Origin of the sequence: Kitasatospora azatica KCTC 9699, assembly GCF_000744785.1 — a bacterium.
Lineage (GTDB): Bacteria > Actinomycetota > Actinomycetes > Streptomycetales > Streptomycetaceae > Kitasatospora > Kitasatospora azatica.
Map to the genome: position 1 here is coordinate 1,009,008 of NZ_JQMO01000003.1, position 21,828 is coordinate 1,030,835.

The 21,828-nt window shown below is 72.4% G+C and carries 18 protein-coding genes; 13 read left to right on the forward strand and 5 right to left on the reverse strand.

Annotation, left to right across the window (positions count from 1 at the left end; all coding sequences use genetic code 11):
* Window positions 1-33 precede the first annotated feature (33 nt).
* From BR98_RS15610 to BR98_RS15635, 6 genes are all read left to right on the forward strand, one after another.
* Complete coding sequence (locus BR98_RS15610) at window positions 34-753, forward strand: MIP/aquaporin family protein (RefSeq protein WP_035845247.1); 720 nt, start codon at window positions 34-36, stop codon at window positions 751-753.
* 46 nt (window positions 754-799) lie between these two features.
* Complete coding sequence (gene glpK, locus BR98_RS15615; protein ID WP_035845249.1) at window positions 800-2,320, forward strand: glycerol kinase GlpK; 1,521 nt, start codon at window positions 800-802, stop codon at window positions 2,318-2,320.
* 126 nt (window positions 2,321-2,446) lie between these two features.
* Entirely contained in the window at window positions 2,447-4,042 is a 1,596-nt protein-coding gene (locus BR98_RS15620; RefSeq protein ID WP_035845255.1) for a glycerol-3-phosphate dehydrogenase/oxidase, read from the forward strand.
* Window positions 4,043-4,139: 97 nt separating this feature from the next.
* Complete coding sequence (locus BR98_RS15625; RefSeq protein ID WP_035845256.1) at window positions 4,140-4,661, forward strand: YbhB/YbcL family Raf kinase inhibitor-like protein; 522 nt, start codon at window positions 4,140-4,142, stop codon at window positions 4,659-4,661.
* A gap of 407 nt (window positions 4,662-5,068) precedes the next feature.
* The gene (locus BR98_RS15630; RefSeq protein WP_051969813.1) at window positions 5,069-8,155 is read left to right on the forward strand and encodes an amino acid adenylation domain-containing protein; all 3,087 of its coding nucleotides are present in this window, start codon (window positions 5,069-5,071) and stop codon (window positions 8,153-8,155) included.
* Window positions 8,148-9,377, forward strand: coding sequence for a cytochrome P450 (locus BR98_RS15635; protein WP_083976616.1), 1,230 nt, complete (start codon window positions 8,148-8,150; stop codon window positions 9,375-9,377). Before BR98_RS15630 ends, BR98_RS15635 begins: the two co-directional genes overlap by 8 nt.
* 163 nt (window positions 9,378-9,540) lie before the next feature.
* Here BR98_RS15635 and BR98_RS15640 read toward each other — a convergent pair whose 3' ends face one another.
* Together BR98_RS15640 and BR98_RS15645 are read right to left on the reverse strand one after the other, a co-directional pair.
* Entirely contained in the window at window positions 9,541-9,987 is a 447-nt protein-coding gene (locus BR98_RS15640) for a nitroreductase family deazaflavin-dependent oxidoreductase (RefSeq protein ID WP_035845258.1), read from the reverse strand.
* Between the two features lie 126 nt (window positions 9,988-10,113).
* Complete coding sequence (locus BR98_RS15645) at window positions 10,114-10,668, reverse strand: gluconokinase (RefSeq protein WP_035845263.1); 555 nt, start codon at window positions 10,666-10,668, stop codon at window positions 10,114-10,116.
* Window positions 10,669-10,983: 315 nt separating this feature from the next.
* Between BR98_RS15645 and BR98_RS15650 the strand changes: the two genes are divergently transcribed.
* Together BR98_RS15650 and BR98_RS15655 are read left to right on the forward strand one after the other, a co-directional pair.
* Complete coding sequence (locus tag BR98_RS15650; RefSeq protein WP_035845264.1) at window positions 10,984-11,679, forward strand: FadR/GntR family transcriptional regulator; 696 nt, start codon at window positions 10,984-10,986, stop codon at window positions 11,677-11,679.
* Window positions 11,680-11,760: 81 nt separating this feature from the next.
* Window positions 11,761-12,045, forward strand: coding sequence for a hypothetical protein (locus tag BR98_RS15655; RefSeq protein WP_157537802.1), 285 nt, complete (start codon window positions 11,761-11,763; stop codon window positions 12,043-12,045).
* A gap of 40 nt (window positions 12,046-12,085) precedes the next feature.
* Here BR98_RS15655 and BR98_RS15660 read toward each other — a convergent pair whose 3' ends face one another.
* A complete protein-coding gene (locus BR98_RS15660; RefSeq protein WP_035845266.1) occupies window positions 12,086-13,192 on the reverse strand; it encodes an NADH:flavin oxidoreductase/NADH oxidase in 1,107 nt (368 codons plus the stop codon).
* A gap of 78 nt (window positions 13,193-13,270) precedes the next feature.
* On the opposite strand from BR98_RS15660, the gene BR98_RS15665 reads away from it, so the two are divergent.
* From BR98_RS15665 to BR98_RS15685, 5 genes are all read left to right on the forward strand, one after another.
* Window positions 13,271-13,663: an ArsR/SmtB family transcription factor gene (locus BR98_RS15665; protein ID WP_051969814.1), complete on the forward strand. Its 393-nt coding sequence runs from the start codon at window positions 13,271-13,273 to the stop codon at window positions 13,661-13,663.
* 140 nt (window positions 13,664-13,803) lie between these two features.
* Window positions 13,804-14,202 carry an SSI family serine proteinase inhibitor gene (locus BR98_RS15670; protein WP_232247428.1) on the forward strand — a complete coding sequence of 133 codons (399 nt, stop codon included), beginning with the start codon at window positions 13,804-13,806 and terminating at the stop codon, window positions 14,200-14,202.
* A 370-nt stretch (window positions 14,203-14,572) separates the two neighbouring features.
* Window positions 14,573-18,433 (forward strand): Pls/PosA family non-ribosomal peptide synthetase, encoded by a 3,861-nt coding sequence (locus tag BR98_RS15675; RefSeq protein ID WP_232247429.1) that lies wholly within the window; start codon window positions 14,573-14,575, stop codon window positions 18,431-18,433.
* Between the two features lie 20 nt (window positions 18,434-18,453).
* On the forward strand, window positions 18,454-19,770 hold the full coding sequence (locus BR98_RS15680) for a M1 family metallopeptidase (RefSeq protein ID WP_035845272.1): 1,317 nt from the start codon (window positions 18,454-18,456) through the stop codon (window positions 19,768-19,770).
* Window positions 19,771-19,852: 82 nt separating this feature from the next.
* Window positions 19,853-20,260 carry a hypothetical protein gene (locus BR98_RS15685; RefSeq protein ID WP_035845274.1) on the forward strand — a complete coding sequence of 136 codons (408 nt, stop codon included), beginning with the start codon at window positions 19,853-19,855 and terminating at the stop codon, window positions 20,258-20,260.
* Window positions 20,261-20,310: 50 nt separating this feature from the next.
* Here the strand turns inward: BR98_RS15685 and BR98_RS15690 are convergent, their stop codons facing one another.
* Both BR98_RS15690 and BR98_RS15695 read right to left on the reverse strand, forming a co-directional pair.
* On the reverse strand, window positions 20,311-21,084 hold the full coding sequence (locus BR98_RS15690; protein ID WP_035845279.1) for a group II truncated hemoglobin: 774 nt from the start codon (window positions 21,082-21,084) through the stop codon (window positions 20,311-20,313).
* Between the two features lie 18 nt (window positions 21,085-21,102).
* Complete coding sequence (locus BR98_RS15695; protein ID WP_051969815.1) at window positions 21,103-21,768, reverse strand: TMEM175 family protein; 666 nt, start codon at window positions 21,766-21,768, stop codon at window positions 21,103-21,105.
* Window positions 21,769-21,828: the final 60 nt, after the last annotated feature.

Genomic DNA, 21,828 nt, shown 5'->3' on the forward strand with positions numbered 1-21,828 from the left:
CCGGCAAACGGCCATACGGACAAAGGAGTCTTTGTGTCCGCCCTCTCCAACGGCGACATCTTCGTCGGCGAAACGCTCGGCACCGCCGCGCTGATACTCCTCGGCGGTGGCGTCTGCGCCGCCGTCACGCTCAAGAAGTCCAAGGCCCAGAACGCCGGCTGGCTGGCCATCACCTTCGGCTGGGGCTTCGCGGTCCTGATCGCCGCGTACATGTCCGCCCACAAGTCCGGCGCCCACCTCAACCCGGCCGTCACCCTGGCCATCGCCGTCAAGACCGGCGAGTGGAGCCACGTGCCGCTCTACCTGGGCTCCCAGATGCTCGGCGCGATGATCGGCGCCGTGCTGGTCTGGCTGACCTACCTCGGCCAGTTCCAGGCCAACGAGGAGCCCACGCTCGGCATCTTCTCGACCGGTCCCGAGATCCGGAACCCGGTCCAGAACCTGATCACCGAGATCATCGGCACCATGGTGCTCTGCATGCTCATCCTGACCTCGGGCCTGACCCTCGGCGACAGCCTGTCCGGCCTGGGCATCCTGATCACCGCCTTCACCGTGGTCGGCATCGGCCTCTCGCTCGGCGGCCCGACCGGTTACGCCATCAACCCGGTCCGCGACCTCGGCCCGCGCATCGTGCACTCGCTGCTGCCGATCCCGAACAAGGGCGGCTCGGACTGGAGCTACGCCTGGATCCCGGTCGCCGGACCGGTGATCGGCGGCCTGCTCTCCGGTCTGCTCTACAAGGGTCTGTTCTAACCCCCAAGCCGTTTACGTCCCCCACCTCAGAGCCGAGGATCACCCTATGACCGCCACTGCCAACTTCATCGCCGCGATCGACCAGGGCACCACTTCGAGCCGCTGCATCATCTTCGGCGCCGACGGCCGGATCGTCTCCGTCGACCAGCAGGAGCACCGCCAGATCTTCCCGCAGCCCGGCTACGTCGAGCACGACGCCGCCGAGATCTGGACCCGGGTCCAGTCCGTGGTCCGCGGCGCGCTGGACAAGGCCGGCCTGACCAAGGACGACATCCGCGCGATCGGCATCACCAACCAGCGCGAGACCACCGTGCTGTGGGACAAGAACACCGGCGAGCCGGTGCACAACGCGCTGGTCTGGCAGGACACCCGCACCGAGGCGCTCTGCCGGGAGCTGGGCCGCAACGTCGGCCAGGACCGGTTCCGCCGCGAGACCGGCCTGCCGCTGGCCAGCTACTTCGCCGGCCCGAAGATCCGCTGGCTGCTGGACAACGTCGAGGGCCTGCGCGAGCGCGCCGAGGCCGGCGACATCCTGTTCGGCACCATGGACACCTGGGTCATCTGGAACCTGACCGGCGGCGTCAACGGCGGCAAGCACGTCACCGACGTGACCAACGCCAGCCGCACCATGCTGATGAACCTGGCCACCCTGGCCTGGGACGAGAAGATCGCCGAGTCGATGGGCGTGCCGCTGACCGTCCTGCCGGAGATCCGCACCTCCGCCGAGGTCTACGGCACCGCCGTGGGCGACCTCGACGGCGTCCCGGTCGCCTCCGCGCTCGGCGACCAGCAGGCCGCGCTGTTCGGCCAGACCTGCTTCAGCGAGGGCGAGGCCAAGTCGACCTACGGCACCGGCACCTTCCTGCTGCTCAACACCGGCGAGAAGGTCGTCAACTCGTACCACGGTCTGCTGACCACGGTGGGCTACCAGATCGCGGGCCAGAAGCCGGTCTACGCCCTGGAGGGCTCGATCGCGGTCACCGGCTCGCTGGTGCAGTGGCTGCGCGACCAGCTCGGCATCATCTCGACCGCGGCCGAGATCGAGACCCTGGCCTCCACTGTCGAGGACAACGGCGGCGCCTACTTCGTGCCGGCCTTCTCCGGCCTGTTCGCCCCCTACTGGCGCTCCGACGCCCGCGGCGTGATCGCCGGCCTGACCCGGTACGTGACCAAGGGCCACCTGGCCCGCGCCGTGCTGGAGGCCACCGCCTGGCAGACCCGCGAGGTGGTCGACGCGATGGAGAAGGACTCCGGCGTGACGCTGACGGCCCTCAAGGTCGACGGCGGCATGACCTCCAACAACCTCCTGATGCAGAACATCGCCGATGTCCTGGACGCCCCGGTCGAGCGGCCCTACGTGGCCGAGACCACCGCGCTGGGCGCCGCCTACGCGGCCGGCCTCGCGGTCGGCTTCTGGCCGGACCTGGACACCCTGCGGGCCAACTGGCACCGCGCCGCCGAGTGGACTCCCCGCATGGACGAGGCCACCCGGGAGCGCGAGTACAAGAAGTGGCTCAAGGCCGTGGAGCGCACCATGGGTTGGGTGGAGGAGGACCAGGAGAGCTGAGCCGTCAGCCGGCCGGGGCGTCACACGCCCCGGCCGGCCGCTGAGTTTCAAGGCCCGAACCCTGGGCCGAACCGTACTTCGAGAGGAGACCCGGCGCCGCCCGCACCGCGGCCCGGAAAACACATCATGGCAACCATCCCGACCCTGGGCGCCGAGCGCACCCCCGGCCACGCCGCTTCCCGTGCCGAGACCCGTGAGCTGCTGGGCAAGGCCACCTACGACCTGCTGGTGATCGGCGGCGGCATCCTCGGCACCGCGGTCGCCTGGACCGCCTCCCAGGCCGGCCTCAAGGTCGCGATGGTGGATGCCGGCGACTTCGCGGGCGCCACCTCCAGCGCCTCCTCCAAGCTGGTCCACGGCGGCCTGCGCTACCTGCAGACCGGCGCGGTCAAGCTGGTCGCCGAGAACCACAAGGAGCGCCGGGCGCTGGCCACCGACGTGGCCCCGCACCTGGTCAACCCGCTGACTTTCTTCGTGCCGGTCTACAAGGGCGGCCCGCACAGCGCCCCCAAGCTCGGCGCCGGAGTCTTCCTCTACTCCGCGCTCTCCGCCTTCCGGGACGGCATGGGCCGGGTCTCCACCGCCGCGCACGCCGCCCAGCAGGTGCCCGCGCTGCGCACCGAGGGCCTGCGCTCGGTCGCGGTCTACGGCGACCACCAGATGAACGACTCCCGGGTCGCCGTGATGACGGTCCGGGCGGCCGTGGACGCCGGCGCCGTGGTGCTCAACCACGCCGAGGTGACCGGTCTTCGGTTCACCGGCGGCCGGGTGACCGGTGCCGAGCTGAAGGACCGGCTGGACGGCGCCGAGTTCGGCGTCAACGCCCGCCTGGTGCTCAACGCCACCGGCCCGTGGGTGGACCACCTGCGCGCCATGGAGGACGCCGGCGCCGCGCCGAGCATCCGGCTCTCCAAGGGCGCCCACGTGGTGGTCAAGCGCCGTGCGCCGTGGCGGGCCGCGCTGACCATCCCGATCGACAAGTACCGGGTCTCCTTCGCCATCCCGTGGGAGGACCACGTCCTGCTCGGCACCACCGACGAGGAGTACACCGGCGACCCGAAGGACGTCCGGGCGACCGAGGCCGACATCGACCAGATCATGGACGAGGCCGGCCACGCGATCAAGGACGAGCACCTGGACCGCGACCTGATCACCTACGCCTTCGCCGGCCTGCGGGTGCTGCCCGGCGGCCCCGGCGACACCGCCGCCGCCAAGCGCGAGACCGTGGTGACCGAGGGCAAGGGCGGCATGCTGTCGGTGGCCGGCGGCAAGTGGACCACCTACCGCCACATCGGCCGCACCGTGCTGGAGAAGCTGGCACACGTCCGCGGCACCGGGATCGGCGAGGACATCTCCCCCATCCCCGCCACCGTGCCGCTGCCGGGCGTCGGCGCGCCGAACGCCGTCGCGCACCGGCTGCTGATCGACCGTGAGCCCGGCTCCCGGATGGAGCCGCTGGTGGCCAAGCACCTGGCCAGCCACTACGGCACCCTGTCCTTCGACATCGCCCGCCTGATCGCCGACGACCCGACGCTCGGCGAGCCGATCCACCCGGACGGCCCGGACGTGTGGGCGCAGGTCGCCTACGCCGCCGACAACGAGTGGGCGTACACCCCGGACGACGTGCTACGGCGCCGCACCACCATGACGGTGCGCGGCCTGGACACGCCGGAGATCCGCGACGAGGTCGCGCAGTTCCTGAAGAAGCGCACCCAGAGCTGACGCCGCGTGACCTGAAGGGCGGTCACCCCGTGAGGGGCGGCCGCCCTTCGTCTACTCTCGGACCGACCTGTTCCACCGACTCTGGAGGCACCCCCGCGTGACCAGGCCACCGCTTCCGCACGACTTCCAGCGGCCCGTCCCGAGCTTCACCGTGACCAGCACCGACGTGCCCGACGGCGGCATCCTGCCCGAGGCCCAGGTGCTGGCCGGCGGCGACACCTCACCGCAGTTGAGCTGGTCGGGCTTCCCCGCCGAGACCAAGAGCTTCGCCGTCACCTGCTTCGACCCCGACGCGCCGACCGGCAGCGGCTGGTGGCACTGGGTGCTGTTCGACATCCCGGCCGACGTCACCGAGCTGCCCACCGGCGCGGGCAGCGGGGACTTCGCGGGCCTGCCGGCCGGCGCGGTCCAGGCGCGCAACGACTACGGCACCAAGAACTTCGGCGGCGCCGCCCCGCCAGCCGGCCACGGCCCGCACCGCTACGTCTTCACGGTGCACGCGGTCAGCGTGGAGAAGCTGGGGCTGGACGCGGACACCTCGGCGGCGGCGATCGGCGGCACGCTCGGGTTCCTGGCCCTGGGACGGGCGAGCATCGTCGCGGAGTACGAGAACAAGTAACCGGCGGCAGCTGTGTGGTGCGGCGGCGAACCGGTCGGACCGGTTCTCCGCCGCACCGCTCTCCTGACCTGCCAGAGTACGCAGGAATCGGGCCCCTCCGACGGCTCGGCCCGACCCCGTACCGCGGTCCACCGGACCCGCGCGCGTCGCAGGCGTCGGGACTCACCAGCAGCCCGTCCGAACACCTGTCGCACCAGTGTTGACCTCGGCACACACCGCCGCCTCCCGCTGCCTGGGCGCGCCCGGCCGGCTCGGCACGAGCTGCCGCCCGGTGCCCGAAGAACCGTCAACATCGCACTGAACAGGCCTAGTTGACGGTACACCGGCACGCTTGGCCGTCGGCTCCACCCGTACGATCGCCGCATTCCGGCAGGGTTGGTTCCGGGGAGCCGAAGGAGAGCTGGTTGATGGGCATCGACAGCACCACGGGCACGGTGGCTGAAGTCGAGGAACTCTACGAGCGGCCACTGGCCGAACTGTTCGCGATACAGGTCCGTGAGCACCCGGACCGGCCGGCCGTGGCGGGGCCGGAGGCACAGCTCAGCTATGCCGAACTCGACTCGCTCGCCGAGCAGTTCGCTCGCGGGCTGCGGGAGTTCGGGGTGCTGCCGGGGGCCGTACTCGGGGTGGCGGGGCAGCGCGGGGTGGACGCCTGCGTGGCCCTGCTGGGCGCGGCGTCGGCCGAGGCGAGCTATCTGCCGCTGGACGCCTCGCTGCCGGCCGAGCGGCTGCGGACCATGCTCGCGGACAGCGGTGCGACCGCGGTGGTGCGGCTGCCGGGGTCCGCCGAACTGCTCGCGCCGGGTGCGCGGGTGCTGGACTTCGACGAGGTGTTGGCGGGCGGCGATCTGGCCGACCCGCTGCCGCTGCCCGATCCGGCGACACCCGCCTATGTGATGTTCACCTCCGGCACCACCGGGCGGCCCAAGGCGGTGGCCGTCCCGCAGCGCGGCGTGGCCCGGCTTTCGGTGGCCAACGGCTTCCTGGAGATCCGCCCGGACGACCGGGTGCTGCATGCCGCCACCCTCTCCTTCGACGCCTCGGTGCTGGAGATCTGGCCGACCCTGCTGAACGGCGCCTGCCTGGTGCCGGCCGCCGCCGAGGTACTGCTGTCACCGCCCGCGCTGGCCGAGTTCATCCGGCGCGAGCGGATCAGCGTGCTCTTCCTGACCACCAGCGTCTTCCACCTGATGGCCCGCGAGCGGCCCGAGATGTTCGCCGGGCTGCGCTACGTGGTGACCGGCGGCGAGGCCCTGCAGCCGGAAGCGGCCCGCCGGGTCCTGGAGTTGGGCCGGCCCGAGCACCTGGTCAACGCCTACGGCCCGACCGAGGCGGCCTGCGTCGCGGCCGCCCACGAGATCACCGACCTGGCCGAGGACGCCACCGCGGTGCCGATCGGCCGGCCGATCGCCGACACCCGCTGCCACGTCCTGCGCGCGGACGGCACGCCGGCCGCCGTCGGCGAGGAGGGCGAACTGTGCATCGGCGGCGCCGGGGTGGCCGCCGGCTACCTCAACGCGCCCGAGCTGGCCGCGACCCGTTTCGTCCACCTCCCGCTCGCTCCTGACGGTGCGTCAGAACGCGTCTACCGCACCGGGGACTACGTACGCCGTCGACCGGACGGGGTGCTGGAGTTCTGCGGCCGGCGGGACGAGCAGGTCAAGGTCAGGGGCTTCCGGGTGGAGCCGGGCGAGATCCGCACCGCGCTGCTGCGCCACCCGGCCGTCGCCGACGCCGCCGTACTGGCCCGCGAGGACGGCGTCAGCCGCTACCTGGCGGCCTACGCGGCGATCCCCGACGGACCCGAACCCGCCCCCAGCGGAGCGGAGTTGCGCGCCTTCCTGCGGGAGGTGCTGCCGAGCTACGCCGTCCCCGCCACGCTGACCGTGCTGGAGCGGCTGCCGCTGACCCCGAGCGGCAAGCTGGACCGCGAGGCGCTCCCCGACCCGGCCGCCGCACCCGCCCCCGTGATCCCGGGCGATCCCGACTCCACCGCCGCCAGGGTGGCCACGGCCTGGGCGGCCCTGCTGCCCACCGGGCAGGCCGAGCCGACCGACGACTTCTTCGAGTCCGGTGGCAACTCGCTGCTGGCCGTCCAGCTGGTGGCCAAGGTGCAGACCGAGCTGGAGATCGACGACCAGCACAACGACCTGCTGGTGACCGAGCTGCTCAACGAGCCGACGCTGCGGGCCTTCACCCGAGTGGTGGAGCGGGTGGCCCAAGGCGACGCCGACCGGGCCCCGGGCGCAGCGCCGGTCAACCGCTGGCGCCCGGACACCCGCTGGGCGGTGCCCACCGTCACCAGCGCGCAGCCGCACCCGCGCTGGCGTGCCCCGCGGCACGTGCTGCTGACCGGCGCCACCGGCTTCCTCGGCGCCTACCTGCTGCGCGAGCTGCTGGACAGGACCGAGGCACAGATCCACACCCTGGTCCGGGCCGAGGACACCGCGCACGCCCGTGAGCGGCTCGCCCAGGCGCAGCAGCGCTACGGCAGCGGCCGGCCGCTGCCCGCGGACCGGGTGCGCCCGCTGCTCGGCGATCTGGCGAAACCGCGGCTGGGGCTGAGCGACCGGGACTGGGCCGAGCAGGCCGCGTCGGCGGACGTGGTCCACCACTGCGGCGCCGAGGTCAACTTCCTCTACCCGTACGAGAAGCTGCGGGTCGCCAACGTCCACGGCACCCAGGAGGTGCTGCGGCTGGCGGCCGGCCGTGCGGTCCCGGTGCACCATGTCTCGACCCTGGCCGTGGTGCACGGAATGGGCGCGGCGGGTCTGCGACTGGTCACCGAGGACACTCCGCTGGACCATGTCGAACAACTCGCCATGGGCTACCCGGAGAGCAAGTGGGTGGCCGAGGAGGTGGTGCGCGGCGCCGCCCGGGCCGGGCTGCCGGTGGCCGTGCACCGCCCGTACGAGGTGTCCGGCAACACCGAGAACTTCACCTGGAACAGCAACGCGGCGCTCTGCGAACTCTTCCGGCTGATCGCCGAGATGGGCCTGGCCCCGGACCTCGACCTGGCACTGAACCTGCTCCCGGTGGACTACGTGGCCGCCGCGATCGTCCACCTGTCCCTGCACACCCCGGCCGAGGGCCAGACCTACCACCTGGTCAACCCGCACGAGGCGGTGCTCGGCGACCTGGTGGACCGGCTGCGCGCGCACGGCCACCGGATCGAGACGGTCGGCTACCCGGAGTGGATCGAGGCCATGCTCGGTTACCTGGCGGACCGCCCGTCCCACCCGTTCACCCCGCTCACCCAGCTCTTCACCAAGCGGATCCCGCCCAGCGGCATCACCGTGCAGGAGCTCGCCGCGGTCAGCGTCTCGCCGGTGATCGACCGGGCGAGGGTGGACCGGGACCTGGCCGACAGCGGGATCCACTGCCCGCCGGTCGACCGGACCCTGCTGGACCACTACATCGGGTACTTCCACGCCTCCGGCTTCATCCCGGCCCCGACCACTGCGACCACCACCGCGGGAGCGCGCCGTGACTGACACCCTGACCGTCGTGCCGGACCTGACCGACCCCAGGTTCTTCGACCCCGCCCCACCGCATGCCGCCTGGGCGGAGCTGCGTCGCCGCCCGGGACTGCACTACCAGGAGCGCGCCGACGCCCCCGGATTCTGGTCGGCCACCCGCTACCGGGACCTGGACGCCGTCTTCCGGGACACCAGCGGCTTCAGCTGCGAGTCGGGCATGACCCTGGACTCCGCCCTCGGCACCCGCGACCCGGCCGCCGGGAAGATGATCGAGATCTCCGACCCGCCGGCGCACACCCGGCTGCGCCGGCTGCTCAGCGGCGGGCTGAACAAGTCGATGGCCCGCACCATGGACGGGGCGCTGCGCAGCCTGATCACCGGCTGGGTGGAGCAGGCGGTCCAGGCCGACGCGTGCGACTTCGTCGCGGCGGTCAGCGCCAGGTTGCCGGCGGCCGCGACCGGTCTGCTGCTCGGTCTGCCGGAGCGGGAGTGGGACAAGCTCGCCGATCGGGCCAGTCGGGCGATCAGCGGCTCGCTCACCATGGACGACCCGCGCGCCGGTGACCTGACGGCCCGTCGGGCTTCCACCACCACCGCCAACGGCCAGCTGCTCATGCACCTGGCGGGCCTGCTCGACCACGCCGAGCTGGCGCCCGAGGGGCTGATCCGGCGGCTGCTGGACGCCGAGTTCGACGGCGACCGGCTGACCCGCGACGAGGTGCTGCTGAACTGCCTCAACCTGGCCGTGGCCGGCAACGAGACCACCAAGAACGCCACCGCCGGCGGTCTGATCGCCTTCGCCGAGCACCCCGATCAGTGGCAACTGCTGCGGAGCAACCCGGAGTTGCTGGACTCGGCGGTGGAGGAGGTGCTGCGCTGGGTCACCCCCACCCAGCACTTCATCCGCACCGTGCTGGAGCCCCGGGTGGTGGGCGGCACCGCGCTGGAGCCGGGCGACCTGCTCTGTCTGTGGATCACCTCGGCCAACCGCGACGAGGAGGTCTTCGCCGATCCGTACCGCTTCCGGATCGACCGCAACCCCAACCCGCACTACTCCTTCACCAGCGGCAAGCACTTCTGCCTGGGCGCTCCGCTGGCCCGGCTGGAGATCAGGCTGGTCTTCGAGGCACTGCTCGCCCGGGTCGAGCGGATCGAACTGCTCGGGCCGCCCGAGCGCCGGGCGACCACGCTGATCAACTCCTTTGTGAGCCTGCCGGTCGCGCTGCACGCTTCCTGACGGTCCGTCAGCGCCGAAGACCACGGAGGCAGCGAGGTCGGCGGGCGTGCTGTCCGGTAACGCCGGGCGCACCACCGTCCCGTCCGCGCGCCCGGCCTTGATGGTGCGGGTCAGGTGATCGACGGACGGGACGATGGTGGTCGGTCGGCCCGCGGAGCCGGGGTCAGTGGGGGGCGGGTGCCGGCTCCAGGAGGAAGACGGGGATCACCCGGTCGGTCTTCTTCTGGTACTCGGCGTAGTCCGGCCAGGCCTTGACGGCCCGGTCCCACCACGTCTCCCGTTCCTCGCCGGTGAGCTCACGCGCCGTCATGTCCTGGCGGACCGGGCCGTCCTGCAGCTCGGCGCGTGGATCCGCGACCAGGTTGTGGTACCAGACGGGGTGCTTGGGCGCACCGCCCTGGGAGGCGACCACGGCGTACTGGCCGTTGTGCTCGACCCGCATCAGCGGGGTCTTGCGGAGCTTGCCGCTCTTGGCGCCGAGGGTGGTCAGCAGCACCACCGGCAGGTCGCGCAGGGTCGTGCCCTGGGTGCCGCCGGAGGATTCGTACAGCTCGACCTGGTCGCGCACCCACTGCGTCGGGCTGGGCTGGTACTCGCCGGTGAGGGGCATGATCGCTGTCCGATCTCTCGATGGGTACTGGCAGTTCACCATCATCCATCAATCAACCGACGGATCGTCAGATCTGGCGTGCCGCCGCCGGCGTCACCAGGCACGGCCCGCTGAACGGGGAGGGTGTCAAGCGAGGTCTCCATTGACGGGCCGCAGTCGCGCCACGGCCGTCTCGACGAGTTCGTGGGGGGTGAGGATCCGGCCGTCCTGGTCGGGGCCGACGTCCAGGACGGTGCCGTGCTCGTCCGACTGGAGCGGTTCGAGGACGGCGTACTGGGAGTCGAGCAGCGAGGCCGGCATGAAGTGGCCGGTGCGGGCCGCGAGGCGGCTGGCGACCAGCCGGCGGCCGCCGTCCAGGTGCAGGAAGTAGGCGTCGGGGCAGCCGGCCCGCAGGGTGTCGCGGTAGCGGCGCTTGAGCGCGGAGCAGGTGACCACGCCGCCGGTGCCGGCCTGTCCGCGCTCGTGCAGCCAGGCCGCCAGGGCCCGCAGCCAGGGCGCCCGGTCGGTGTCGTCCAGCGGGATGCCGGCCGTCATCTTGGCGATGTTGGCGGCGGGGTGGAAGTCGTCCGCCTCGGCGCAGGGCAGGCCGAGGCGTTCGGCGAGCAGTTGCGCGACGGTGGTCTTGCCGACACCCGCCACGCCCATCACCACGATCAGCTGGTTGTCGGCGTTGAGAGCCATGGGGTTCGCTCCTTGCTCTGGCTGCGGTGACGCCACTATCGCTCCAAAGGTATGACTTATTCAAGGCGTCGACAACAAATCGTCATACTTATATGCGCAAGGCGGGCGGTCCGCACCTTCGGGCCGGTGGAACGCCTCTAGTGCCGCGTCAGGCAACCTTTGCCCGTCAAGGAGCGGCGTCCGGTGCGTGCTCTCGGCGTGCCGGCTGGAAGTCCTCGTACTGGACGTACTTGGGCTTTCGGCCGGTGCGGCGAGAGTGCGTGCCGGGCGTCGCGACGGGGCGAAGGTTGCCTGACGCGGCACTAGGCTGGCGGGATGGAGATCCAGGGGCTGCCCGGCAAACTGCTCGCCCAACTCGGGCCGGCCATCGCGTCCGGCGAGCTCCCCACCGGGTCCGTGCTGCGGATCGAGGAGTTGGAGGAGCAGTTCGGCGTCTCCCGGACGGTGGTGCGCGAGGCCGTGCGGATCCTGGAGTCGATGCGCCTGGTGGTCTCCAAGCGGCGGGTCGGGATCACCGTGCAGCCCAAGAGCGACTGGGACGTCTTCGATCCGCTGGTGATCCGCTGGCGGCTGGCCGGCGCCGACCGGGCGGCCCAGCTGCGCTCGCTCGGTTCACTGCGGGTGGCCGTCGAACCGGCCGCGGCGGCCCTGGCCGCCCAGCATGCCACTCCCGACCATTGCCGCGAACTGAGCGCGCTGGCAGTGGAGTTGACGGTCACCGCGCGAGCCGCCGACCTGACGTCCTTCCTCCGGCACGACATCGCCTTCCACGCGACCGTGCTGCGCGCCTCCGGCAACGAGATGTTCGCGCACCTCGGCGACACGGTGGGCGCGGTACTGACCGGGCGGACCGAGCACAACCTGATGCCGCACCAGCCGCGCGCCTACGCCGTGCAGTTGCACCGCGAGGTGGCCGAGGCGATCTGCGCGGGCGCCGCCGAGCCGGCCGAGCGGGCGATGCGCACCATCGTCACCGGGGCGCTGGAGGAGCTGGCCGTCGAACTGGGCTGAGGGCTGCTTTCCCGCCACTGTTTGCCTGCCGTGATCGGGGGCAGGGAGTGGGCGGAAAGGCCGGCGGGAAGGGGGGCGTCGATGTCCGCTGGAGGGCGGCGGATGCCGGACGAGGTGCGCGCGGCCAGCGTTCGGACCGTGATATTCCTGGCGTTCACCCTGGTCAGCCTGATCTTCGCGTCGCTCGCCTCGCTGGCGCACGCGCGCCGGGCGATGACCATGGCACTGCTGATCACCGGTCTGGGCGTGTTCGGGATCGTCTGGTGCCTGCTGGAGATCGTGATCTCCCGACAGATCGCCGCCCAGCGCCGGCGCGGCCCCGGCGGCGACACACCGTCGACGGGCAGCAGGCAGCCCCGGCGGTGAGGGTGCGTCATCACGGCCGGGGCTGCGAACGGGGGCGGCGTCAGCCGCGGCTGCCGACCGCGTAGGCGTACTGGGTCGGCCAGCGGCGCTCGGCACCCAACTCACGCGCGGCGTAGTGGGCCCAGTACGGGGTGCGCAGCAGCTCGCGACCGAGCAGGACGACGTCCGCGCGCCCCTCGGTGAGGATCTGCTCCGCCTGCGCGGGTTCGGTGATCAGGCCGACCGCGCCGACCGGCAGGCCGGTGGCCTCGCGCACGGCGGCGGCGAACGGCACCTGGTAGCCGGGGTGGAGCGGGATCTGCGCGTTGCTCACCAGGCCGCCGGTGGAGACGTCGAGCAGGTCGACGCCGGCCGCCTGCAGCTCCTTGGCCAGCCGGACGGTGTCCTCGCCGGTCCAGCCCTCGCGGTGGTCCTCGTCGTTCTCGGTCAGCCAGTCGGTGGCCGAGGTGCGGAAGAAGACCGGCAGCTCGGCGGGCCAGACGGCGCGCACCGCCGCGACCACCTCGAGCGCGAAGCGCAGCCGGTTCTCGAAGGAACCGCCGTACTGGTCGGTGCGGTGGTTGGAGTTCGGCGAGAGGAAGGAGTGGATCAGGTAGCCGTGCGCGCCGTGCACCTCGACGGCCTGGAAACCGGCCGCCAGCGCGCGCTCGGCCGCGGCGCCGAAGGCCTGGACGATCCGCTGGATCTCCTCGACGGTGAGCGCGTCGGGCTCGGGGTGGTCACCGTAGGACTCGCCGGTCGGGCCGACGGTCTGCCAGCCGCCGTCCCCGGCCGGGATGCCCGCACTGCCCTGCCACGGGGTGCGCGAGGAGGCCTTGCGGCCGGCGTGCGCGAGCTGGATCGCGGCGACCGAGCCGTGGCTGCGGATCGCGCTCGCCACCCGGGTCAGTTCCTGCTGCTGCCGCTCGTTCCACAGGCCCAGGTCGTACGGGGAGATCCGGCCCTCCGGGGCGACGGCGGTGGCCTCGACGATCACCAGCCCGGTGCCGCCGGCCGCCCGGGCGGCCAGGTGGGTGAGGTGGAAGTCGGTGGCCACACCGGTCTCCGGCCCCTCGCTGGCGGCCGAGTACATGCACATCGGGGCCATCCAGACCCGGTTGGGGACGGTGAGCTCGCGCAGGGTGATCGGCTCGAACAGGGCAGACACGGGTGCTCCTTGGCGGGGTACGGGGCCTCTCGGAAGTACGTGAAGCATCGTACTACGTGGTGCATCAAACTACGACAGATGTCGAACTACGAGGATCGCCGTACAATCGCTTCCGTGACCGAAGCCGCGAGCACCCTCCTTCCCGAGCCGGCCACCGGCGAGATCCGCCTGGTGGCGGTACTGAGTGCCCTGGCCGACCCGATCCGACTGCGGATCGTGCGGGAACTCGCCGCCGGACACGAACAGATGGCCTGCATCGCGTTCAGCCTGCCGGTCAGCAAGTCGACCAGCACGCACCACTTCCGCGTCCTGCGCGAGGCCGGCGTGATCCGCCAACACCGGGTCGGCACCTCACGGATGAGCACACTGCGCGAGACCGACCTGGGCGAGCGCTTCCCCGGGGTACTGGAGAGCGTGCTCGCGGCGGTCCGGGGCGAGGGGCTCGACGAGGAACGGGAACTGACGGAGTAACCGGCACCGGAGCAGCCCGCGCCGGAGCGTCCGGCACAGCTGCAGCCGACACAGCTGCGGCTGGCACAGGTGAGCGACGCGCCCACGATGGAGTGACCGGACTTGGGCGTGGTGGCCCGGCCGGTGGTACCTCTGTGCGGGTGATCTCCCTGCGCATCCGCGCGGCGCTGGCCGCCGTCGCTCTCGCCTTTCTGACCGTCCCCACACCGGCCCAGGCCGAGCCCGTCGTCTCGGACTCGCTGCTGAACCTGACCGTGGTGGACACCGGGACCGGCACCCCTCTGGGCCGGGCCGACCTGCTCTGCCATCCCGCCGCCGGCACCCATCCCGAGGCCCGGGCGGCCTGCGCGGCACTGGATACGGCGGACGGCGAGCTCGACCGGCTCGCCGGGACCCCCGGGGTGCTCTGCTACCAGCTCTACGCGCCGGTGACCGCCACCGCGGTCGGCAGCTGGGCGGGCCGTCCGGTGCGCTGGGAGAAGACCTTCGGCAACATCTGCGAGCTGCACACCAAGACCGGCCCGGCGTTTCGGATCTGACCCAACGCGGATCCGACCCAGCACGGATCCGACCCAGCACGGTCGGCCGCGCCGACGGGCGGCCCGACAGCCACGCCCGTACGGTGTTGCCTGGGTCACATCCGAAAATCCGATCTGACGGACCGTCAATTCGACTGACGGTCCGTCAGAGCCCTGTCCAGGCAACGCTGCTGCGATCTGATGGTTCGTCAGTTTGGCTCACGCTGCGCCCAGTTGGCCCAGTTCGCTGGATTTCCAACCGGGCTAGTATTGATCGGGTTGTTGTGCTCCGGGACGGGGCAGGGCACCCAGCCGAGCGGATCTCCGCAGGTCAGCAGGGGTCCTGGACCAGCCCGAGTGGGGGTCGAGGGACGAGGACCGTATGGCTGTCATGACGCAGATCAGCACACCGGACGACCGGCAGGAGCCGGCCGTCGAGCTCGCGCTGTTCGGCGGCCGCCCGGCGCCACGGCCGCGCACCCTGGTGGAGGTGCTGGCCGCCACCGTCGCCGCGCACCCCCAGGAACCAGCGCTGGACGACGGCCGCACGGTGCTCAGCTACCGCACGCTCGCCGCCGAGGTGGAGGGGCTGCGCCGCCGGCTCGCCGCCGCCGGGGTGGGGCGCGGCGACCGGGTCGGCATCCGGGTGCCGTCCGGGACCAACGACCTGTACGTCGGCATCCTGGCCGTGCTGGCCGCCGGCGCCGCCTACGTGCCGGTGGACGCGGAGGACCCGCAGGAGCGCGCCGACCTGGTCTTCGGCGAGGCCGCCGTGACCGCCGTGCTCGGCGCCGAGCGGGAGCTGACCGTGCTGCGCCAGGGCGGCGGCACGGCGGCCGGCCCGACCCCCGAGGACGACGCCTGGATCATCTTCACCTCCGGCTCCACCGGCAAGCCCAAGGGCGTCGCCGTTACCCACCGCAACGCCGCCGCCTTCGTGGACGCCGAGGCCGCGCTCTTCCTCCAGGAGGAGCCGATCGGCCCGGGCGACCGGGTGATGGCCGGGCTCTCGGTCGCCTTCGACGCCTCCTGCGAGGAGATGTGGCTGGCCTGGCGCTACGGCGCCTGCTTGGTCCCGGTGCCGCGCTCGCAGGTGCGCGGCGGCGCCGACCTCGGCCCCTGGCTGGCCGAGCAGGAGATCACCGTGGTCTCCACGGTGCCCACGCTGGCCGCGCTATGGCCGGCCGAGGCGCTCGGCGACGTCCGGCTGCTGATCTTCGGCGGCGAGGCCTGCCCGCCCGAGCTGATCGAGCGCCTGGTCACCGAGGGCCGCGAGGTGTGGAACACCTACGGCCCGACCGAGGCCACCGTGGTCGCCTGCGGCGCCCTGCTGGACGGCAACGGACCGGTGCGGATCGGCCTGCCGCTGGACGGCTGGGAGCTGGCCGTGGTGGACGAGGCGGGCGAGCCGGTCCCGATGGGCGGCAGCGGCCAGCTGGTGATCGGCGGCGTCGGGCTGGCCCGCTACCTGGACCCCGAGAAGGACGCCGAGAAGTACGCGCCGCTGGAGTCGCTCGGCTGGGAGCGCGCCTACCGCAGCGGCGACCTGGTCAAGGCCGAGCCCCAGGGCCTGCTCTTCCTCGGCCGGGCCGACGAGCAGATCAAACTCGGCGGCCGCCGGATCGAGCTCGGCGAGGTGGACGCGGCGCTGCAGGCGCTGCCCGGCGTGGCGGGCGCGGCCGCGGCCGTGCGCACCGCGCGCGGCGGCAACCAGCTGCTGGTCGGCTACCTGGTCACCCAGGACGGCTGGGACCGCGAGACGGCCGTCCAGCGGCTGCGCGCGGAGCTGCCGGCCGCCCTGGTCCCGCTGCTCGCACCGGTCGCCGAGCTGCCCACCCGCACCTCCGGCAAGGTGGACCGCAACGCGCTGCCCTGGCCGCTGGAACTGCCCGAGGCCACCGGCCCGGTCGAGCAGCTGTACGGCACCGAGGCCTGGCTGGCCGAGCAGTGGAGCGAGATCCTCGGCGTGACCGTGAGCAGCGCCCGCGAGGACTTCTTCGAGATCGGCGGCGGCAGCCTGGCCGCCGCCCGGCTGACCACTCTGCTGCGCACCCGCTACCCGGCCGCCGCCGTACTGGACATCTACCAGCAGCCGGTGCTGCGCAAGCTGGCCCGGCACCTGGAGCGCTCGGCGCAGGGCGACGGCGCGGCGCGCAGCATCGCACCGACCCCGACCCGGGCCAAGCTGGTCCAGCTGCTCCTGCTGCTGCCGCTGTTCACCCTGACCGGCCTGCGGTGGAGCGTCGGACTGCTGGCCTTCGGCAACCTGCTGCACTGGTTCGGCGCCTACCCGTGGGCGCCGGGCGCCTCCTGGTGGCTGGTCGGCGCCGGCGCCGCGCTGCTGTTCAGTCCGCCCGGCCGGCTGGCGATCGCCGCCGGCGGGGCCCGGCTGCTGCTGCGCGGTCTCCAGCCGGGCAGCCACCCGCGCGGCGGCTCGGTGCACCTGCGCCTGTGGGCGGCCGAGCGGCTGGCCGAGGCGAGCGGGGCGACCGGGCTCTCCGGCTCCTGGCTGATCCGCTACGGGCGGGCCCTGGGCTGCCGGATCGGGCCCGAGGTGGACCTGCACGCGCTGCCGCCGGTGACCGGGCTGCTGCGGCTGGGCCGCGGCTGCGCGATCGAGGCCGAGGTGGACCTGTGCGGCTACTGGCTGGACGGCGACCGGCTCGAGATCGGCGCGGTGCGGGTCGGCTCGGGGGCCGTGGTCGGCACCCGCAGCTCGCTCTTCCCCGGCGCCCGGGTCGGCAAGCGGGCCGAGATCGCGCCCGGCTCCTCGGTCACCGGCCAGGTGCCGACCGGCCAGCGCTGGGGCGGCGCGCCCGCCGTCAAGCTGGGCCGGGCCGAGCACGGCTGGCCCAAGCAGCGCCCGCCGCACCGGGCCCAGTGGGCCGCCGCGTTCAGCGCCAGCGGCTTCGGCCTGACCCTGCTGCCGCTGCTGGCCGCACTGCCCGCGCTGCTGCTGGCTGGCTGCTTCGTCGACCCCTCGGACGGGCTCGGCGCGGCGCTGCGCGGCGCGCTGCTGGCGGTCGTGCCCGCCGCCCTGGTCTTCGGGCTGGTGTACGCGACGTTGCTGGTGCTCGCGGTCCGCTTGCTGAGCCTCGGCCTGCGGGCCGGCTACCACCCGCTGCACGGGCGGGTCGGCTGGCAGGCCTGGACGGTCAGCCAGCTGATGGACCTGGCCCGGGAGCAGCTCTTCCCGCTCTACGCGGGCCTGGTCACCCCGGTCTGGCTGCGGCTGCTCGGGATGAAGGTCGGCCGGCGCGCCGAGGTCTCGACGGTGCTGGCGCTGCCCAGCCTGACCACGGTCGGCGACGGCGCCTTCCTGGCCGACGACACCCTGATCGCACCCTACGAGCTGGGCGGCGGCTGGCTGCGGGTCGGGAAGGCCGAGATCGGCCGCAAGGCGTTCCTCGGCAACTCCGGGATGACCGCGCCCGGCCGCGCGGTGCCCGACCGGGGCTTGGTCGGGGTGCTCTCGGCCACCCCGAAGAAGGCCAAGAAGGGCAGCTCCTACCTGGGACTGCCGCCGATGAAGCTGCCGCGCGCGGCCGAGGGCGGCGACCAGAGCCTGACCTACGAGCCGCCGACCCGGCTGCTCTGGGCGCGCGGGCTGGTGGAGCTGGCCAGGCTGGTGCCGGTGTTCTGCTCGGTGGCGCTGGCGGTGCTGACCGTCGCGGCACTGGCCGCGCTCTCCTCCCCGCTGCTGATGGCGCTGCTCGGCGGGGTGCTGCTGCTGTCGGCCGGGCTGCTGGCCTGCGTGGTGTCGGTGGCGGCGAAGTGGCTGCTGGTCGGCCGGTTCCGGGCGGTCGAGCACCCGCTGTGGAGCAGCTTCGTCTGGCGCAACGAGCTGGCCGACACCTTCGTCGAGGTGCTGGCGGTCCCGTGGCTGGTCGGCGCGGTGCCGGGGACTCCGGTGCTGGTGCTCTGGCTGCGCGCGCTGGGTGCCCGGATCGGGCGCGGCGTGTGGTGCGAGAGCTACTGGCTGCCCGAGGCGGACCTGGTGACCCTCGGCGACGGGGTCACCGTGAACCGTGGCTGTGTGCTGCAGACCCACCTCTTTCACGACCGGATCATGCGCATGGATAGTGTGGTCCTCCGCGAGGGCGCCACCCTGGGCCCGGGCGGGATCGTGCTGCCCGGCAGCACCGTCGGGGCCCGCAGCACGCTCGGGCCGGCCTCGCTGGTGATGCGCGCCGAGTCCGTCCCGGCGGACTCCCGCTGGCTGGGCAACCCGATCGAGGCCTGGCAAGCGTGACCCAAGGAGTGGACCACCCGGTGAGCCCCAAGCAGGCCGATCCGTACTTCCCGAACAACGGCGACCCCCGGTACCGAGTCCACCGTTACGAACTGACCCTCGACTACCGTCCGGGGCCCAACCGGCTCGCCGGCACCGCCCGGATCAGCGCGCTGGCCGGCCCCGAGGTGCTGCGCGAGTTCGCCCTCGACCTGGCCGAGTTCCGGATCGGCCGGGTGCTGGTGGACGGCAAGGCCGCGCACTACACCCACCGCGGCGCCAAGCTGCGGATCAAGCCCGCCAAGCCGCTGGCCGTCGGTGCGGCCTTCACGGTCGAGGTGCACTACAGCGGCAATCCGCGCCCGGTCCGCAGCCAGTGGGGCGGCCTGGGGTGGGAGGAGCTGACGGACGGTGCCCTGGTGGCCAGTCAGCCGGTCGGTGCGCCCTCCTGGTTCCCGTGCAACGACCGGCCCGCAGACAAGGCCGCCTACCAGATCTCGATCACCACGCCCTCGCTCTACCAGGTGGTGACGGGTGGTCGGCTGCTCACCAGGACCACCCGGGCGAGCAGCACCACCTGGGTCTACGAGCAGTCCGCGCCGACCCCGAGCTACCTGGTCGGGGTGGCGATAGCGCCGTTGGAGAAGGTCCTGCTGGTCGACGCCGAACCGGGCGCCGTCCCGCAGACCGGTTATGTCCCCGCCGAGCTGGTGCCGCGCTTCGCAGGCGACTTCGGACGGCAGCCGCAGATGCTGCGGCTCTTCGAGGAGCTCTTCGGCCCCTACCCGTTCGGCGAGTACGCGGTGGTGATCGCCGAGGAGGAGCTGGACGTCCCGGTCGAGGCCCAGGGCATGGCGGTCTTCGGCACCAACCACGTGGACGGTGTGCGCGGCTCCGAGCGGCTGGTCGCCCACGAGTTGGCGCACCAGTGGTTCGGCAACAGCCTGACCATCGCCGACTGGCGGCACATCTGGCTCAACGAGGGCTTCGCCAAGTTCGCCGAGTGGATCTGGTCCGAGCGCTCGGGCGGCCGCAGCATCGCCGCGCACGCCGCCGAGGCGCACCGCAAACTGGCCGCCCTCCCGCAGGACCTCCGCCTCGCCGACCCCGGCCGCAAGCTGATGTTCGACGACCGGCTGTACGAGCGCGGCGGCCTGACCGTCTACGCCCTCTACCGGGCGCTCAGCGCGCCGATGTTCCTGCGGATGCTGCGGGACTGGACGACCGGCCGCCGCCACGGGGTGGTGACGACGGCCGACTTCATGGCGCACGCCCAGCGCTACACGGCTCCCGGGCAGTCCCTGGTGGAGTTGTTCGACGCCTGGCTGTACCAGGGGGAGCTGCCGCAGCTGCCGTAAGCGCGGGGTAAGTCGGCGGTAAGGGCGGGGGCGGATCGTCCTCGGTGGGGGCGAGAGGCGCTCCCACCGACTGGAGGACTCCATGCGCATTCCTCGCACTGCGGCCAAGATCGGCGCCGCCCTCGCCATCGCGGCTTCGGCCGCCACCCTGACCAGCGCGCCCGCGCACGCGGCGAGCGGCTGGGTCTGCCGCGACGCGGTGCCCAACGTGGGCCCGCTCCACCTGTCCGTCCAGCCCTGCATGGTCATCTACTCCGACCACGTCACCGGCGTGACCATCCTGAGCGGCAGCGGGTCCGGCAGCGTGCGCGCGATGGTCGGCCTGAACCACGTGTACTCGTTCTACCGGATCGAGACCGACAGCTGGACCCCTGGCTCGGAGGACCCGTTCTACAACGTGTCCCACGGCAACTCGTACAACATCTCGGGCGGCTACTACTACGGCGGCGCCGAGTACGGCGACATCCAGAGCCCGGTCGTCAACTACTGACCCGCCGGGACGGGAGCCCGCGGCGGCCCGCATCCGCCGCCGCGGGCCGCTCACGGCTGGTACGGCGGGGTCAGGCCCCAGCCCCAGCGGGGCATCGGGGTCTGCACCACGCGCTCGGCGCCGGGCGCGGAGAACATCTTGGCCATCCGGGTGCCCCACTCCAGGTACCCGGTGAAGGCGGCCCGGAACTCCGGGTCGTCCGGCAGGCCGACCTGGTCGGCGGTGTCCTGGAGCAGTGCCACCCAGCGGCGGCGCTGCTGCTCCGTCAGATTGCGGCCCAGGTGGCGGGAGACCATGTGCGGGTGTCCGCCGCGCTCGGCGGAGTAGGCCGGCGGGCCGCCGAAGACCTCGCCGAGGAAGAGCGCGACGTGCTGCGGGTGCTCGTCGTCCATGCCGGCGAAGACCGGGGCGAGGATCTCGTCCTTGGCCACCTGCGCGTAGAAGGCACTGGTGAGCCGGGCCAGCGCCGGGGCGCCGCCCAGGTACTCGTAGAGGGTGGGCGGTTCGCCCCGGCCGGGGCCGCTGCCCTGGATGCCGGTGTCGGCGTAGTGGCGCATCTCCTGGATCGCGCCGACATAGGGTTTGATCGCCGCGAAGAACTCGGCGAACTGGGTGGAGCGGCGGAAGCCCTCCAAGTGGTCGTGGACCGAGGTCCAGCGGATCCGAAGGATGTACGAGCCGGGCTCGTCCACGCTCTCGGTGAGCTCGTAGTCCACGCAGTGGGGCGAGGCGGCCAGCGGGACGGCGGCGCGGCGGTAGGCGGCCGTGAACTCCTCGCGGTCGCTCTCCGCGATCTGGTAGCGGATGTACTCGACAGTTGTCATGGCAGCTATGATGCTCCGTCAGAACCTGTTCAGCGGGCGGACTTTCGGGGCGATCGCGGAATTGAGCTGTAGGAGAACGAGCACCGCCACGCTGAGGTAGGTGCTGATCGCACCGAGCAGCACCGCTCCCGCGTAGAGCTGCTGGGCGACCACGATCCGCCGCCGGGCGGCCGCCACCGTCCCGGTCGGCGCGTCGGCCCGGACCAGGCCGGCCGAGTCCGCGTAGCGCAGTCCGGCGAGCAGCAGCAGGCCGAGCACCAGCAGGTGCAGCCAGTAGACCAGCAGCGCGACCCGGTACGCCTCGTACTCGGCGAGCAGTGCGGTGGAGAACGGCATCAGTGAGATCAGCCCGAGGAACGCCAGGTGGATCCAGGTGAGTTGGCGGTCGCTGCGGGCGAAGTGGTCCAACTGGGTCTGCTGGCCCATCCAGAACATGCCCAGGGTCAGGAAGCCGAGCAGGAAGATCCCCAATCGCGGCGCCAGGTGCAGCAGTTCGCGGGCGAGTTGGCCCTCGCCGTGCAGCGCGTCGGCCGACCAGAGGGGCTGGCCGCCGTGCACCGCCGCCAGCTGCGGCACGTGCAGGTCCAGCACCAGCAGGGTCATCGCGACGGCGAAGATCCCGTCGCTGATCGCGGCCAGCCGGTGCAGACTGCCGCCCGCTATCCGGTGGTACGTCGTGGTCATTCGCGTGCCCTCTCCCCCGGTGGAATACTCGTTGATCACGTTCCAACGGGGAGGATGATA